The following is a 14925-nucleotide window of genomic DNA, read 5'->3' on the forward strand; positions in this document are numbered from 1 at the left end:
AGGGTACGGGCGAAGCCTGGGGGTTTGGATGAGTGAGGGGCGTCGCCCCGTACCCTCACCCCAACCCTTCTCCCGACGGGAGAGGGGCTCAGGTGCCACGTGGTTTTGCTCTGTGTGTTGCAGCGGCGGTCCAGGGGTCGTCCGGCCAAGGATGCCGCGGATACCGCCCTTTCATCTCTTTCTTGACGTCCGGGTAGGTGTTGGCCCAGAAGCTCTTCAGGTCCTGGGTCACCTGCAGTGGGCGGCCGCCGGGCGAGAGCAGGTGCAGGGTCAGCGGGATACGGCCGTCGGCGATGCGCGGGGTTTCGGCCAGGCCGAACAGTTCCTGCAGCTTGACCGCCAGCACCGGCGGCAATGGCTGCTGGGCGTGGTCGAGGGTGTAGCTGATCTGCCGCTCCATGCCCGATGGCACGCTGATGCGGGTAGGGGCGTGACGGTCGATACCCTGGCGGCGCTCCCACGGCAGTGCGGCCTTGAGTGCTTCGCCCAGGCTGGCCTCGTCCAGCGCGTCGAGCCTGGTTTTCCCCACAAACGCCGGGCGTAGCCAGGTGTCCAGCGTGTCCAGCAACGTGGTGTCAGAGAGATCGGGCAAGGCGAGCTCCGGCATCCAGACGCGCAGCGACTGCACGCGTGCGCGCCACTGCTGCAGGTTGTCAGTCCATGGCAATGCGTCCAGACCGAGTTGACGTACCGCGGCGGTGAGCGCGCCGGCCGCCTGTGCCGGGTCGACGCGGCCGGCCGGGCGGCTGTCGAGCACGATACGGTCGAAACTGGATTGGCGGCGCGCGACCAAGGCGCGTTTGTCGGCGTCCCACTGCACCACGTCCTGCTGCACGAAGCGCTCGGGCAGGCTGCGGCGCAGATAGCCTTCGTCCACCGGCGCGGCACGCAGCAACAGGGCGTCCTTGGCTTCGTAGCGCAGCTCGCTGGCGACCAGCCACGGTTCGCCGCGCAGATCGCTGTGGTCGAACAGGCGCGCGCTGCGGCCGTTGGCCAGCAGGTAGCGCAGCGGGTCGGCGGGGTGGCGCGCGGCGATGCGGTCCGGGAAGGCATGGGAGAGCAGATCGCCGAGTGCGTGCGCCTCCACGCTGGATGGCGGGGCGCTGTCGCAGCGCAGCCGGCGTCGCCATTGTTTGGCGGCGCTGTCGATGGCAGCCAGGCCACCGCGATTGGCGTCGGACCCGGTACGGCCCTGACGAAACGCGGCCAGGGCACGCCAGCGCGCTGCCAATCCATCGCCGCCCTGACGCAGCGGGTCGCGCGCCTCCAGCAGCGCGGCCAGATCGCAGGCCAGGGCCAGGCGGGGCGCATCATCGGCCTGCGCCAGCATCGCTGCCAGCCGCGGATGCGTGCCCAGCGCGAGCATGCGCCGGCCCAGGGCGGTCACGCCGCCGGAGGCGCCGAGCGCACCCAGCCGTTGCAGCAGTTCGCGCGCGGCGGCCAGCGCGCCGGTGGGTGGGGCATCGACAAAGCGCAGCGCATCGCTGCCCCAGGCGGCCAGCTCCAGCGCCAGGCCGGCCAGCTCCACCTGGGTGATCTCGGCGCGGCGCTGCGGTTCCAGCCGCTGCGACTGCGGCCACAGCCGGTAGGCCCAGCCGCTAGCCACGCGTCCGGCACGCCCGGCGCGCTGGTCGGCCGAGGCCTGCGAAATGGTGGCCACGTCCAGCCGTGAGAACCCGCTGTTGGGGTCGTAGTGCGGCTCGCGCGCCTGGCCGCTGTCGATCACCACGCGCACGCCCGGCAGCGTCACCGATGACTCGGCCACGTTGGTGGCCAGCACCACGCGCCGGCGCCCCTGCGGGTCGGGTTGCAGGACCTGCGTCTGCGCCTCCACCGACAATTCGCCGTGCAACGGCAACACCTGCACGGCCGGGTCCAGCGCTTCCTGCAAGGCGCCGTGCACACGCGTGATTTCGCGCTGGCCGGGCAGGAACACCAGCACATCGCCGGGATGGGTGGCCAGTGCATGCTCCACCGCGCGCCGGGTCTGCGGTACCAGCGCTTCGTCGCGTCGCGCAGGGAAATGCGCAATGTCCACCGGAAAACTGCGCCCGGCGCTGCTCAGCCGCGGGGCCTCCAGAAAGCCGGCCAGCCGCTCGCCATCCAGCGTGGCCGACATCGCCACGATGCGCAGGTCGTCGCGCAGCTGCGCCTGGACATCCAGTGCCAGCGCCAGACCCAGGTCGCCGGCCAGATGGCGCTCGTGGAACTCGTCGAACAGCAGTGCGCCCACGTGTTCCAGCATGGGGTCGTCCTGGATCATCCGGGTCAGGATGCCCTCGGTGACCACTTCAATACGGGTACGCGCGGAGGTCTTGTTCTCGAAGCGGATGCGGTAGCCCACGGTCTCGCCGACCGGCTCGCCGAGCTGGCGCGCCATGAATTGCGCCGCGCTGCGCGCCGCCACGCGGCGCGGTTCCAGCATCACGATGGTACGCCCGGCTAGCCATGGCGCGTCCAGCAGCGCCAGCGGTACCTGGGTGGTCTTGCCGGCGCCGGGCGGCGCTTCCAGGACCAGCCGTGGATGGGCGGCGAGGCTGTCGCGAATCTGCGGCAACAACGGAGAGATCGGAAAGGCGGGGTCGGTCATGCGCGGGAAGGATACGGGGCCGCCACAGATGCCGCGATGGTCGGGCGGACGGGTGAAGCCTGTCGGGGAATCCGGAAGTGCTCACCTCTTTGGGCATTCAAGGCAGATTCTGGTGCCGGGCGCTGCTTCAGACCGGTCGTACACCTGTCGATAACCGGAGCAATCCCCACTCTGGATGTCGCATGTCTGTTGCCACCCCGAAATTCGTCAGCCTGCAAAGCAAGCTGCTCGGCGCGCTCGCGCGGGGTCTGTTGATCATCCTGTTGTGTGCCCTCGGTGGTTTGGGCACGGCGTGGCTGAGCCTGTCGGGCAAGGTGCCGCCCGAGGTGGCGCAGGCCTCCACCAGCGAGGAGATCACCCGTGATTTCCGCCTGCAGGTGCAGGAGTGGAAGAATGTCCTGATCCGCGGGCGCGACCCGGCGCAGCTGGACAAGCACCTGGATGCCTTCCGCGAGCAGGGCAGGAAAGTGCAGGCAGGCACCGAGGCGCTGGCCAAGGCAACCTTGGACCCGCAGGTGCGTACGCTGGCGCAGGACTTTGCCCAGGCGCATCTGGGCCTGCAGCGCCACTACGAAGCAGCGCTGGGCAGGTTTGCCGAAGCCGGCTACGACACCCAGGTAGGCGACCAGTTGGTCAAGGGCCAGGACCGCGCGCCCAGCCAGACGCTCGAAGCGCTGGTCAATCGCAGCAAGACCCTGGCTGACGCCGCGGTGCTGGCCAGCTCGCAATCGGCACAGCACAAGCTGGTCTATTCGGCAGTCGCCACGGTGGGCGCCGCGCTGTGTCTGGTGGCGGTATTGGGCTGGTGGATACGGCGCTCGATCGTTCGCCCGATCGAAACGGTTGCGCACGCGGCACGCCTGGTGGCGGCCGGCGACCTGTCGGCACGCGCGGCGGTCGGCAATCGTGACGAGATCGGGTTGCTGGGACAGGCAATGGGGCAGGTGGTCACCACGCTCATCGATGTCTCAAGCGCACAGGCGGACATGGCCCAGCGTCATGAAGCCGGGCAGATGAGTTACCGCATGGACGCGCAGGCATTTCCTGGCGCGTATGGCCGCATGGTGGACGACACCAACGGACTGATCGGCGCGCAGGTGGGGTTGATCGGCACCATGCTGCAGGTGATGCAGCATTACGCGGTGGGTGACATGTCGGTGGACATGCCGCGCCTGCCGGGCGAAAAGGCGCAGATCACCGAGGCGATGGACACCACCAAACGCAATCTGGCCGCGATCAACGGCGAAATCCGTGGCCTGGTCAGTGCGGCGGCGGCCGGCGACTTTGCCACCCGTGGTAACACCGACGCCTATCAATTCGAGTTCCGCGGCATGGTCGAGGGCCTCAATGGCCTGATGCACAACGTGGACCAGAATCTGGCCGAGCTGTCGCAGCTGCTCAAGGCAATTGCCGATGGCGACCTGACTGCGCGCATGCACGGCAACCAGCAAGGCGTCTTTGAGCGCATGCGTGACGATGCCAACGCCACCGTGCAGCGCCTGACCGATATCGTCGGGGATATCACGCTGGCCGCACAGACCATTCGCACCGCGTCCGCCGAAATCGCCGCCGGCAACAACGATCTGGCGCAGCGTACCGAACAGCAGGCGGCCAATCTGGAAGAAACCGCTGCATCGATGGAAGAGCTCACCTCCACCGTGCGGCAGAATGCCGACACGGCGCAGCAGGCCAGCCGCGGTGCGCAGGCGGCTGCCGAGATTGCCAGCCGCGGCGGAGACATGGTGGCCAGCGTGGTCGGCACCATGGGCGAAATCGAAGGGTCGTCCAGGAAGATTGCCGACATCATCAGTGTCATCGACGGCATCGCCTTCCAGACCAATATTCTGGCCTTGAACGCTGCGGTGGAAGCGGCGCGTGCCGGCGAGCAGGGGCGCGGCTTTGCGGTGGTTGCATCCGAGGTGCGCGCGCTGGCACAGCGTTCAGCCGGCGCCGCCAAGGAGGTCAAGCAGCTGATCGATGCATCGGTGGACAGCGTCGAGCGTGGCAGCGCACGCGTAAGTCAGGCCGGGCGAACGATGCAGGACATCGTGCAATCGGTGCAGCAGGTCACCACGCTCATTGCCGAGATCTCCGCCGCATCGCGCGAACAGTCCGCCGGCATCGAACAGGTGGCGCGCACCGTCAATGACATGGACGAAACCACCCAGCGCAATGCCGCACTGGTGGAAGAAGCTTCGGCCGCCGCGCGGGCGATGGAAGAGCAGGCGGTGGAGCTGAGCGAAGCGGTCTCGGTGTTCCGTCTGGATGCCCACAAGCCGCGTCTGGCGGCGGCTGCATAGCAGCCGACTCGGAATCGTAGCCCGTGCATGCTGGCCGGCTCGCACGGGTGCTTGCCGCGCCGGGGGTGCCGGGCGCATCCGCACCTTCCGGCCTGGCGCCTGCTGAAGCACGTGTGCGGCGGTTGATCGCGCTCGCGTCGAGTGCAGGCATCTCCAGGGCGTCTGTCTGGAGCGCGCCACCCTATCTGCTTCGAACCGAAGGCCCGGACTGACCTCGCCAAGCAGGCCCTGCACAGATTCCCCAAGTGCGGCACAGGCCGATGTGGTGTCTGCGCAGTCGGCGGACACCGGCGGGTCATTGCCATCGTGAGCGCACGCCTGCGGCATGGAACGTTTCAGCGGACGCCTCGCGCGCGAGCGCGCTCCTACGAGGAGCGGCGCTTTGGGGCGGTGGTGACGTTCAACCGGCTTCGCGGACCCGGGCGGTCAGGCCCTTGAGGAAGGCGCGCAGCAGTTGGTCGCCACAGGGGCGGAAATTCTTGTGGCCGGGCTGGCGGAACAGTGCGGAGAGTTCCGGCTTGGACAGCGGGAAGCCGGCGCTGGCGAAGATGGCGTGCATGTCGACGTCCTTCAGTTCGAAGGCCACGCGCAGCTTCTTCAACACCAGGTTGTTGCCGACGCGGGCTTCCAGCGGGCGTGCCGGTTGGGTCTCGTCGCGGCCGCGGAAGCGCAGCACCAGGCCGTCGAGAAAGCGCGCCAGCATCGCATCGGTGCAGGGCTCGAAACCGGGCTCGTCTTCCTTCTTCAGCCAGGCCTGTACCTGCGGCTTGTCGAGCGCGAACCCGGGGTCGGCCAGGTGGGTGATCTCCACCACCTTGTCGTCGCTGAGGTCGAGCATGTAGCGGATGCTGCGCAGTACATCGTTGTGGATCATGACCGTTCCGGTGCCCCGGCCTGTCGCCGGAAAGGCATCATTCTACGGGGCCATGGCGGAACGGGGCGTGTGTCGTGCCGAACGGTTGCGACGCCGGTGCCGCCTAGGCTGCCAAGATGTTGCAGGCAGGTGTCAGGGCGGCTGCATAGATCGCGCAGTGGCAGTCGAATGCTCTGTAGTGATCCACGGTGCCTGAGGCAGCGTGCGCGTACCAGGCAGGCTGCGGCGCGGGGCGGCCTGTCGTTTTCCGCCGGGATGAGGCCGTCGCCGGGACCGGTGAGCCTGGGTCGCTGTGGCAGTCGCCCCAGCTCTCGCGCCAGCGGCTTTCAGCTGCCGCGGTAAGTGGAATATCCGTACGGCGAGAGCAGCAGCGGCACGTGGTAGTGGCCGTCGTCGGCAATGCCGAAGGCGATGGGTACCTGCTCCAGGAACGGCGGGTCGGTCAGGGCAACGCCGGCCGCACGCCAGTATATGGCGACCTCGAATTCCAGCCGATAGCGGCCGGGCGGCAGCGTGAGGGCGGCCAGTTCCGGGCAGCGCCCGTCCTGGTTGGTGACACCGTCGAAGTGCAACGTATCGCCTGCGAACAGGCGCAGCGGCACGCCGTAAGCGGGGCGGCCGCTGGCGGTGTCCAGCACATGCGTGGACAGCGTGCTCATGCCACCGCCTGGGTGGGCTGCGGCCATTGGCCGACGAACTCGGGTTGGTCATAGGCCAGATAGGTCTCGACGATGGCCTGGCGGTCGTCCAGAAACAGCTGGTCGGCCACCGCGCGGGCCAGCCGCGGCAGGGCGACCTTGAGCCCGGACAATGCCGCGGCCGAGGGGCCGTGGTTGATCAGCGCCGAATAGTTGAAGGCGAACAGCCCATGCAGCAGCGCGGCGTCGTCGGGCGTGCGTGGCAGCAGTTCGAAGCCCGGCCCCAGGTAGGGGTGCGCGTCCAGCACTGGGTTGGCCTGGCCCGGCGGTGGTTGGTAGCGATCGCCCCAGCAGGCGATACGCCCGGACAGCGCGGCCAGCTCGGGGCGCAGCTGCGGGTCGGTGACCAGGCCGGTGGCCACCGCCAGAAAATCGAAGCGGTGTTCGCCCTGCGGCGTGCGCACGACGATCTCGCCATCGCGCTCGGCCACCTCCAGCCACGGCGCACCCAGATGCAGTGCGAAGCCGGCGTGTGCGCAGGCGCGTTGGAAGGTGTCGTTGGTCGGCGGTTGGTTGTGCGCGAAAAAGCTGGCCATCATGCGGTACTTGTCCGCGTCGGGGAGGATGAGAAAGCGCGGGATGATGCCGGCCTGTTCCATGTGGCGGAACGGATTGATGCGCGGCAATTCGCTGCGGCGCACGAATACCTCGGCGCTGGCGACGCCTTGATCCAGCGCAAAGCACGCATTGTCGAAGGCCGAGGCGCCGCCACCCAGGATGCCCACGCGCTTGCCGGCCAGCGCGGCAAAGTCGATGTGGCCGGAGGTGTGCGCGTAGCGGTGCGCGGGCAGGGCGCGGCTGATCCAGTCCGGCACCATCCACTGGCCGCCGCCCTGGATGCCGGTGGCCAGGATCAGCTTGCGCGTCAGCAGTGGCGCGCCCATCGCCAGATGCAGGCGATGGATGCCGGGGGCGACGTCCGGTTCGACACGCGCCAGTTGCGTGGCATTGCGCACCGGCAGGCGTAGCACCGCGCGGTACCAGCGCAGGTAGTCCATCCAGCGGCCGCGTGGAATCTTGTCCAGGGTGTCCCATGCGGCGCTGCCGTGCTGCGCCTCCCACCAGGCGCGGAAGATGAGCGACGGCACGCCCAGGTCGATCGAGGTGATGTGCTTGGGCGTGCGCAGGGTTTGCATGCGCGCATAGGTCACCCACGGGCCTTCCTGCCCCGCCGGGTTTTCGTCGATCACCAGCACGTTGTGCACGCGCTCGCGTTGCAGCGCGAACGCCGCGCCCAGGCCGCTCTGGCCGGCGCCGACGATCACCACATCAAAGACATGCCCGGCTGGATGCACGCGCGGTGCCACCCAGGCGTCGCCGCCGTGGGCAAGGCGCTGCAGGTCGCGGGCGAGTTCGCGTTCGAGTTGGGCCAGGCTCATGGCAATGCCTCCAGGCGCAGGTGCACGATCTTGCCGATCTCGGCAATGGCGGTGGCGATCTCTGTGTTGCGCGGCGCATCCAGGCGCCGCTCCAGCGCGGCCAGGATGCCGGCCTTGTCGTGCAGCCGCACGCAGATCACGAAAGGGAAACCGAAGCGGTGGCGATAGGCCTGATTGAGCGCGTGGAAGCGCTTGAACTCGTCTTCGCTGAGACGGTCCAGCCCGGCCGCGGCCTGCTCTGCGGCCGATGCGGCAGTGAGCGTGCGGTCGATCGCCGCCTTGCCGGCCAGTTCGGGGTGCGCGCGAATCAGCGCCAGCTGGTCGTCCGGCGACGCGTCCAGCACCACCTGCATCAGCCCGCGATACACATTGGCGAACGGACGCCGCCGTGCGGCGCGTTCGACCACCCACGGCGAATGCTCGAACAACTCGCGGTAGCGCGCCACGAAGGTGGCATCGTCCAGCACGCCGTCGTCCACCACGCTCATGCGTGCGTGCCCTGCAGCGAGACATGCGCGACCACCACCTTCCAGCCATCGGCAAAGCGCACCCAGCCCTGGCTTTGCCGCCCGCGTGCACTGCTGCCCTCACGGATGAATTCTGCATGCGTGGTAGCGAAGTCATGGCCGAAGCCGTGTACCTGCACATGCACGAGCTGACGCTGCGGCGAGCCACCACGGCCGATGCGGAACGCGCGGATCGCCTCGATGCCGTACAACACCTCGCCCACGCCGTAGCGCACCGTGCTGGGCGCTGCATGGAACAGCGCATCCATCGCCGTGATGTCGTCGCGCATCAGGGCGTCCTCGTAGGCGTGAAAGGCCGCGGTCACTTGCGCGATCACCTCGGGCAGATCGATCTCGGACACGGCAATGCTCATGCCGGGTGCACCTGCAACCAGTGGCGCGCGATATCGATGCGGCGCGCCACCCAGGCGTCGCCACTGGCCAGCACGTGATCGACAAAGCGCGCCAGGGCTGCCGCGCGCGCCGGCTTGCCGACGATACGGCCGTGCAAGCCGACCGAGAGCATGCGCCCGCCCTCGCTGTGCAATTGTTCGAAGCCGTCGCGCAGATAGCGGAAGAACGGCTCGCCATCGGCAAAGCCGTTATAGGCGACGAATTTCATGTCGTTTGCATCCAGCGTGTACGGCACGATCAATTGCGTGCGGCCATGGCGTGCGTCGTAGTAGGGCACATCGTCCGCGTAGCTGTCGGCGTCATAGACAAAGCCACCTTCTTCGGCGATCAGGCGCGCGGTATTGGGGCTGGTGCGGCCCTGGTACCAGCCCAGCGGGCGGCTGCCGGTCACCTGTGTGTGCAGTGCGATGGCCTGCGCGATATGCGCGCGCTCGGTGGCTTCATCGACATGCTGGTAGTCGATCCAGCGCAACCCGTGGCTGGCGATTTCCCAGTCTGCGGCCTGCATCGCGGCCACCGCCTCGGGGTTGCTGGCCAACGCGTTGGCCACGCCAAATACCGTGACCGGTACGCCGCGCGCGGTGAACAGCCGGTGCAGCCGCCAGAAGCCGGCGCGGCTGCCGTATTCGTACAGGCTTTCCATGGCCATGGCGCGTGCGCCCGGCTGCGACTGCGCGCCCACCATTTCCGACAAAAACGCCTCGGAGCCGGTATCGCCGTTGAGCACGCAGTTTTCTGCGCCCTCTTCGTAATTGATGACGAACTGCACGGCGACGCGTGCGCCACCGGGCCACTGCGCCGCCGGCGGTGTGGCGCCATAGCCGACCAGCGCGCGAGCGGCGTTCACGCCGCCGGCTCCGCATGCCAGGCCGCCAATGCGGCGTCCACGGCCAGGCCGGGGGTGCAGGCGTAGCCTTCGGCGCGCAGCACCGCTTCCAATGCGGCCAGGGTGATCAGCACCTTGTGCTTCATCGCGTTGTAGCCCATCGCGCCGATGCGCCAGATCTTGCCTTGCAACGGGCCGAACGCGGTGCCGATTTCGATCTCGAAATCCTCGCGCATGCGCCGGCGCACCGCGTCGTTGTCGATGCCGGGCGGGATCACCACGCCGGTGACGTTGGTCATGCGGTGCGCATCGTCGCCGAAGACCGCAAGGCCCATCGCGCGCACGCCGGCGCTCACCGCGCGGCCGGCGGCGGCGTGGCGGGCAAAGCGTGCGGGCAGGCCTTCCTGCAATGCCACGCGTGCGCATTCGCGTGCGCCGTAGAGCATGGTGGTGGCTTCGGTGTGGTGGTTGAGGCGCTTGTCCGACCAGTAATCCATGATCATGGCCAGGTCGAAATAATTGGAGGCGATGCGCGGCCCATTGCCGTTGACGATGTCATCGCGCGCGATGCCGCGCTCCACATGGCGGCGCGCAAAGATGGCCTCCGCGGCGCGCTCGGACACGGTGATCGGCGCCGAGCCCGAGGGCCCGCCCAGGCATTTCTGCAGGCCGCCGGTGACCACGTCCACGCCCCAGCGGTCGCTGGCGATGTCCATGCCGCCGAGGGTGGCCGTGGCATCCACGTAACTCAGTGTGCCGGCCGCCCGGCACAATGCGCCCAGGCCGTCGAGCGGCTGCGCCATGGTGGTGGAGGTGTCGCCGTGCACGGTGGCCACCAGCTTGGGTGCTACCCGTGCGATTGCCTCGGCAATGGCGTCCAGCGGCACCACCTCGCCCCAGGGCGCATCCACGCTGTGCACGTCGGCACCGAGGCGCTGCAGGATTTCGGTCAGCAGCAAACCGAAGCGGCCGAAGTTGATCACCAGCACGCGGTCGCCCGCACTGACCAGCGACACCAGCGCCGCCTCGATACCGGCACGCGCGGTGCCATCGACCAAGAAGGTCCAGCGATTCCCGGTGCCGAACAATGGCCGGTACAGCGCCATCACTTCGTTCATGTAGGTGGTCATTTCCGGGTCGAACTGGCCCAGCAGATCGGCCGCCATCGCGCGCAGCACGCGCGGATGCGCATTGACCGGGCCCGGGCCCATCAGCAGCCGCTGCGGGGGATCGAGTTCGCCGAAGGTGTGCAGATGGCGCAGATCAGGTGACAAAGGGATCTCCCAGGTGTTCGATGAAATGGCGCATCGTCGCCAGCGCGAGCTCGGCATCGGCCGGGTCGACGTGTTCGTCCGGATGATGGCTGATGCCGCCGGCGCAGCGCACGAACAGCATCGCGGTGGGGCACAGCGCGGCCATCGTCATCGCATCGTGGCCGGCGCCGGAGACCAGTTGCCGCGGTGCGATGCCCTGCGCGGCAACCGCATGTTCGAGGCGCGTGATCAGTGCCGGGGCGCATGGGCTGGCGGCCAGTGTCTGTAGCGGCTCGATAGCGATGGCGATGCCGCGCTGCGTGCCGATCTGCGCGAGCGCGTGTTCGATTTCGCGCACGGCCGCGTCGCGGGTGGCATCGCTGCCGGCGCGCACGTCCAGCGTGCAGTCCACCCGGCCCGGCACCACATTGATGGCGCCGGGTGCGACCTGCAGTTTGCCGACGGTGGCGACCAGATCGCTGCTGCCGGCGCGCACGATGCGCTCGATCGCCAGCAAGGCGTCGGCCGCCGCGCTCAAGGCATCGCGACGCAAGGTCATGGTGGTGGTGCCGGCATGCCCGGCGCGGCCATCGAAGCGCAGCGCGAAGCGGCGCTGTGCGGCGATGGCGGTGACGATGCCTACCGGCAGCGCTTCTGCTTCCAGCACCGGGCCCTGTTCGATGTGGGTTTCCAGATACGCCAGCACGCTGCCCGGCGTACGGGCGGCATGACGGATCTGCGCGATATCCAGGCCCCAGTCGGCCAGCGCGGCGGCCACGTCGATGCCGCTGGCATCGCTGACCGCCAGCGCGGCGGGGTCCAGCGTGCCGGCCACCGCGCGGCTGCAGAACATGGAGGCGGGAAAGCGCGAGCCTTCTTCGTCGCCGAACGCGATCACCTCGATGGCGAACGGCAGGCGGCGCGCCTGTGCGTGCAGGGCGGCGACGCATTCGATGCCGAGCAGGATGCCCAGCGGGCCGTCGTAGCGGCCGGCATCGCGCACGCTGTCCAGATGGCTGCCGATCAGCAGGGCAGGTGCCTCGGGATGCGCGGCCTCGTAACGTCCGACCAGGTTGGCCGCCGCGTCCAAGCGCACCTGCATGCCCGCTTCGCGCATCCACGTGCTGACCTGGGTGACGGCGGCGCGGTGCGCCGGGCTGAGCCAGGCACGGAACAGGCCATCGGGCGTATCGCTGTAGGGCGCACCACCCAGCTGGTCGCAACGCGCAACCGCACGCGCGCCGCCGGGGCGGGCAGGGTCGGTGGCGGGCGGGGCGGTGGGAACGGCAGCAAGCATCGACAGGACCGAGGGGGGGCTGCGGGACGCGCGCGGCGATCCGGAAGCGGGCAGGGGGTGACGCTTCGACTATAGGGAGCCGTTGCTGTCGCCATCAAAGAGTTTTTTCGCTGGTTCGCGCTGCAAAAAATGCAACACGCGGCGATGCTGTCGCCAGCCAGCCAGCCAGCCAGCCAGCCAGCCAGCCAGCCAGCCAGCCAGCCTGGATGCGGTCGGTAGGCAGTCGGCCCCATCGCGCGCAGTGGCCGGCAGTGGCCGGCGCGGCCGCGGTGGCTCGAAGGCGGGGCCAATGCGCGCGCTGCATGACGCCATGGGTCACACGCATTTCCCGGCATCGTCACGACGGCCGTCGACCGCGCAACGGTACCGCCGAAGGCGGCGATGCGGATGTGTGCCGGCACCCCGAGAAGTGGACGGCGCCACCCGCGTTGCGCGTGCGGCGCCCCTCGAGCAGCGGCGAGACCTGCTGCAGGCGCGCCTGGCTGGGTGCGCGGCACTCAGGGCGATAGCACCGTCCGGGTGCACGCTTCCCTGGCAAGAAAGCCAACTACTGACGCGGCGCTTGCAGTCACCACGCCCAACGCGACGTCTTACGCGTGTGCCAAAACGGCCATTACGCCGCCCGCACCCGGCTGCGATGCCGCGTGCTCGGCCAGTGTCAGAACGTCAGGTTCCAGGCCGCATACACGCCACGCCCGTCGGCCGGGGTAAAGCCGGAGATGCCGCTGTCGAAAAAGCCATACACGTACAGCTTGTCGGTGACGTTCTTGATCTGTAGCGACAGCTCGTTGCGCGGGTTGACCTGCCAGGTGGCGCTGACATTGCCGATCACATAGCCGCCGTAACGCCCCAGCGTGTTGGCGCGGTCGATGTAGTAATCGCCCTGCCCGTTGCCCCACAGGCTGAACTTGAGGCGGTCGCTGGCCTGGTAGTCCACGCCGCCGGTGAGCAGCCAGTTGGGGACGTTTTCCACTTCCTTGCCACGCGTGTCCGGCGCGCTGGGGTCGGCCACCACGATCTGCGCCTTCTGCCGCGAGTAGGCCAGCCATGCGCGCCAGCGCTCGCTCGGCTGCAGGTTGAGTTGCGCGTCCCAGCCGCGGCGCAGGGTGCGGCCGACATTGCTGACCTCATCCACCGCCACCGCACCATTGACGCCGATCACGCGCGCCACCTCGCCGGACGCGCGCTGCTCCCAGTACGCCAGGCGTGCGTCGGCCCAGGACCAGGGCTGGAACTTCAGGCCGCTCTCCCAGCCGTCGTTGATCGAGGGGCGCAGGTTGCGGGCCTGGGTGCGGTAGGCGCCGTTGCCGCCACCGATCTGCCAGGTGCGGCCCCAGTTGGCGTACGCGGTGGCGCGATCGCTCAGGCGATAGGCGGCGCTGAACTTGGGCTGCAGGATGCTGCCGAAATCGTAGGTCGAAAACCGCGCGCCGCTGAGCGCATCCAGAAAGCTGCCGCGCACCTGGTCGATGCGGTAGGCCGGCACCAGCTTCAGCCGCTCGGTCGGGCGCATCACCACTTGCAGATAGGCGCCGCGGGTATCCAGGCTGTAATCCCAATCGCGCAATGGGCGCACCCGCTCGCGCTCCACGGTGCGATAGCGTTGCGACACGTTGTCCTGCCACTGCGCGTCCACGCCGGCTTCCAGCGCAAATTCGCTGAAGCCCGCCAGCTCCGGCCGCCAGGTGGTGCCGGCAATGACGCCGTGGTGGGTCTCGTTGGTCACCCGCTCCTGTTGCGGATTGCGTTCGACAAAGCGCACGAAGCGCTCGTTCTGGTAGCGGTTGACGTAGGTCTTGGCGGTCCAGCTCCAGTCCTCGCCTAGCGTGCCGTCGGCATGCAGCACGGTCTGGATCAGCTGACGCTCGCTCTGGTCGGTATTGGAAAATGCCGGCGAGCTGCGCGGCGCCTGCTGCGCCTGCTGGAAGGTGAGAAAGCCCGCTTCCTGCGCAGTGGCGTGATAGAAGCGCGTGCTCAGGCCGGCGCGCCAGCGGGCGTCCGGGTCGGTGTACAACCATTTGGCGGCGAAGTTGCGCTTGATCGCCAGCGCATGGTCGCGATAGCCCTCCGAACTGCGCCAGCCGACAAAATAATTCTGGCTCCAGCCGCCCTGCTCGAACCCCTTGGCGGCCTGCACGTCGTAGGTGCCGAAGCTGCCGGTGGCGAGGCTGAGCGTGCCGTCGTTGCCGCCGCTGCGGGTGACCACGTTGACGTCGCCGGCGATGGCGTTGAGCCCGTAGCGCGGGTCATTGGTGCCGCGCACGATCTCGATCGCCTCGATGTCCAGCGGCGAGATCATGTCCATGTACGGCATGCCGCCGAGGTTGTCGTTGCCGGGCACGCCGTCGATCAGCAGCTTGACCGCGTTGACGCGGCCTTCGGCATTGAAGCCGCGGAACGAGAACCGCCCGGCTTCGGTGCCGACCTTGAACTGGGTGACCTGCACGCCGGGTGCGCGCGCGAACAGCTCCCAGCTGAAATCCACCTTCTGGTTTTGCAGCAGGTCGGCGCCCAGCACGTCCACCGACGAAAACACGCTGTGCGCGGCGAGCGTGCCGTTGGAGACGGCCGTTGCCTGCACCTTGCCCAGGGTCAGCACCGAGTCGTCCTGCGGCGCGTCGGCGGCATGGGCGCCCTGCGCGCAGGTCAGACCCATCGCCAGTGCGGCGGTGAGGCGATGAAGCGTGGTGGACATCGAAAAACTCCGTGCGGCCTTGCGCAGGCCGTTGCAGCGAATGAGAAGGCGCAGACAGCACCGGCAGCGGCCGGGCCGTGCGTGAGGCATGGC

General features: G+C 68.5%; 11 protein-coding genes. 1 reads left to right on the plus strand and 10 read right to left on the minus strand.

The window, feature by feature from the left end:
• Positions 1-88 precede the first annotated feature (88 nt).
• Positions 89-2590, minus strand: a complete 2502-nt coding sequence (gene hrpB / locus RZV17_RS01515) for an ATP-dependent helicase HrpB (RefSeq protein ID WP_355606621.1) — start codon at positions 2588-2590, stop codon at positions 89-91.
• Positions 2591-2772: 182 nt separating this feature from the next.
• Between hrpB and RZV17_RS01520 the strand changes: the two genes are divergently transcribed.
• Complete coding sequence (locus RZV17_RS01520) at positions 2773-4890, plus strand: methyl-accepting chemotaxis protein (protein ID WP_355606624.1); 2118 nt, start codon at positions 2773-2775, stop codon at positions 4888-4890.
• A gap of 400 nt (positions 4891-5290) precedes the next feature.
• On the opposite strand, the gene RZV17_RS01525 is transcribed toward RZV17_RS01520, so the two are convergent.
• The 9 genes from RZV17_RS01525 to RZV17_RS01565 all read right to left on the minus strand — a co-directional run bounded on the left by RZV17_RS01525 (position 5291) and on the right by RZV17_RS01565 (position 14793).
• Complete coding sequence (locus RZV17_RS01525; protein WP_355606627.1) at positions 5291-5764, minus strand: DUF1456 family protein; 474 nt, start codon at positions 5762-5764, stop codon at positions 5291-5293.
• Between the two features lie 326 nt (positions 5765-6090).
• Entirely contained in the window at positions 6091-6450 is a 360-nt protein-coding gene (uraH, locus tag RZV17_RS01530) for a hydroxyisourate hydrolase (RefSeq protein WP_355606630.1), read from the minus strand.
• Complete coding sequence (gene hpyO / locus RZV17_RS01535; RefSeq protein ID WP_355606633.1) at positions 6420-7841, minus strand: FAD-dependent urate hydroxylase HpyO; 1422 nt, start codon at positions 7839-7841, stop codon at positions 6420-6422. Before hpyO ends, uraH begins: the two co-directional genes overlap by 31 nt.
• Complete coding sequence (gene uraD / locus RZV17_RS01540) at positions 7838-8329, minus strand: 2-oxo-4-hydroxy-4-carboxy-5-ureidoimidazoline decarboxylase (RefSeq protein ID WP_355606636.1); 492 nt, start codon at positions 8327-8329, stop codon at positions 7838-7840. The genes hpyO and uraD overlap by 4 nt, the downstream gene beginning before the upstream one ends.
• Entirely contained in the window at positions 8326-8721 is a 396-nt protein-coding gene (gene hpxZ, locus RZV17_RS01545; RefSeq protein ID WP_355606639.1) for an oxalurate catabolism protein HpxZ, read from the minus strand. Before hpxZ ends, uraD begins: the two co-directional genes overlap by 4 nt.
• On the minus strand, positions 8718-9608 hold the full coding sequence (gene puuE, locus RZV17_RS01550; RefSeq protein WP_355606642.1) for an allantoinase PuuE: 891 nt from the start codon (positions 9606-9608) through the stop codon (positions 8718-8720). The genes hpxZ and puuE overlap by 4 nt, the downstream gene beginning before the upstream one ends.
• Positions 9605-10861, minus strand: coding sequence for an alanine--glyoxylate aminotransferase family protein (locus RZV17_RS01555; protein ID WP_355606645.1), 1257 nt, complete (start codon positions 10859-10861; stop codon positions 9605-9607). Before RZV17_RS01555 ends, puuE begins: the two co-directional genes overlap by 4 nt.
• Positions 10851-12137, minus strand: a complete 1287-nt coding sequence (locus RZV17_RS01560) for an allantoate amidohydrolase (RefSeq protein ID WP_355606648.1) — start codon at positions 12135-12137, stop codon at positions 10851-10853. The genes RZV17_RS01555 and RZV17_RS01560 overlap by 11 nt, the downstream gene beginning before the upstream one ends.
• 658 nt (positions 12138-12795) lie before the next feature.
• On the minus strand, positions 12796-14793 hold the full coding sequence (locus RZV17_RS01565) for a TonB-dependent receptor (protein ID WP_166750055.1): 1998 nt from the start codon (positions 14791-14793) through the stop codon (positions 12796-12798).
• Between the last annotated feature and the right edge of the window lie 132 nt (positions 14794-14925).

Origin of the sequence: Xanthomonas cannabis (genome assembly GCF_040616535.1) — a bacterium.
GTDB lineage: Bacteria > Pseudomonadota > Gammaproteobacteria > Xanthomonadales > Xanthomonadaceae > Xanthomonas > Xanthomonas cannabis.

Excerpts from the sequence above, each read along its gene's own strand:
- RZV17_RS01520 (WP_355606624.1), top strand. The coding sequence starts at position 2,773 with ATGTCTGTTGCCACCCCGAAATTCGTCAGCCTGCAAAGCAAGCTGCTC.
- RZV17_RS01565 (WP_166750055.1), bottom strand. The coding sequence starts at position 14,793 with ATGGGTCTGACCTGCGCGCAGGGCGCCCATGCCGCCGACGCGCCGCAG.
- RZV17_RS01525 (WP_355606627.1), bottom strand. The coding sequence starts at position 5,764 with ATGATCCACAACGATGTACTGCGCAGCATCCGCTACATGCTCGACCTC.
- hrpB (WP_355606621.1), bottom strand. The coding sequence starts at position 2,590 with ATGACCGACCCCGCCTTTCCGATCTCTCCGTTGTTGCCGCAGATTCGC.
- hpyO (WP_355606633.1), bottom strand. The coding sequence starts at position 7,841 with ATGAGCCTGGCCCAACTCGAACGCGAACTCGCCCGCGACCTGCAGCGC.
- hpxZ (WP_355606639.1), bottom strand. The coding sequence starts at position 8,721 with ATGAGCATTGCCGTGTCCGAGATCGATCTGCCCGAGGTGATCGCGCAA.
- uraH (WP_355606630.1), bottom strand. The coding sequence starts at position 6,450 with ATGGCCGCAGCCCACCCAGGCGGTGGCATGAGCACGCTGTCCACGCAT.
- RZV17_RS01560 (WP_355606648.1), bottom strand. The coding sequence starts at position 12,137 with ATGCTTGCTGCCGTTCCCACCGCCCCGCCCGCCACCGACCCTGCCCGC.
- uraD (WP_355606636.1), bottom strand. The coding sequence starts at position 8,329 with ATGAGCGTGGTGGACGACGGCGTGCTGGACGATGCCACCTTCGTGGCG.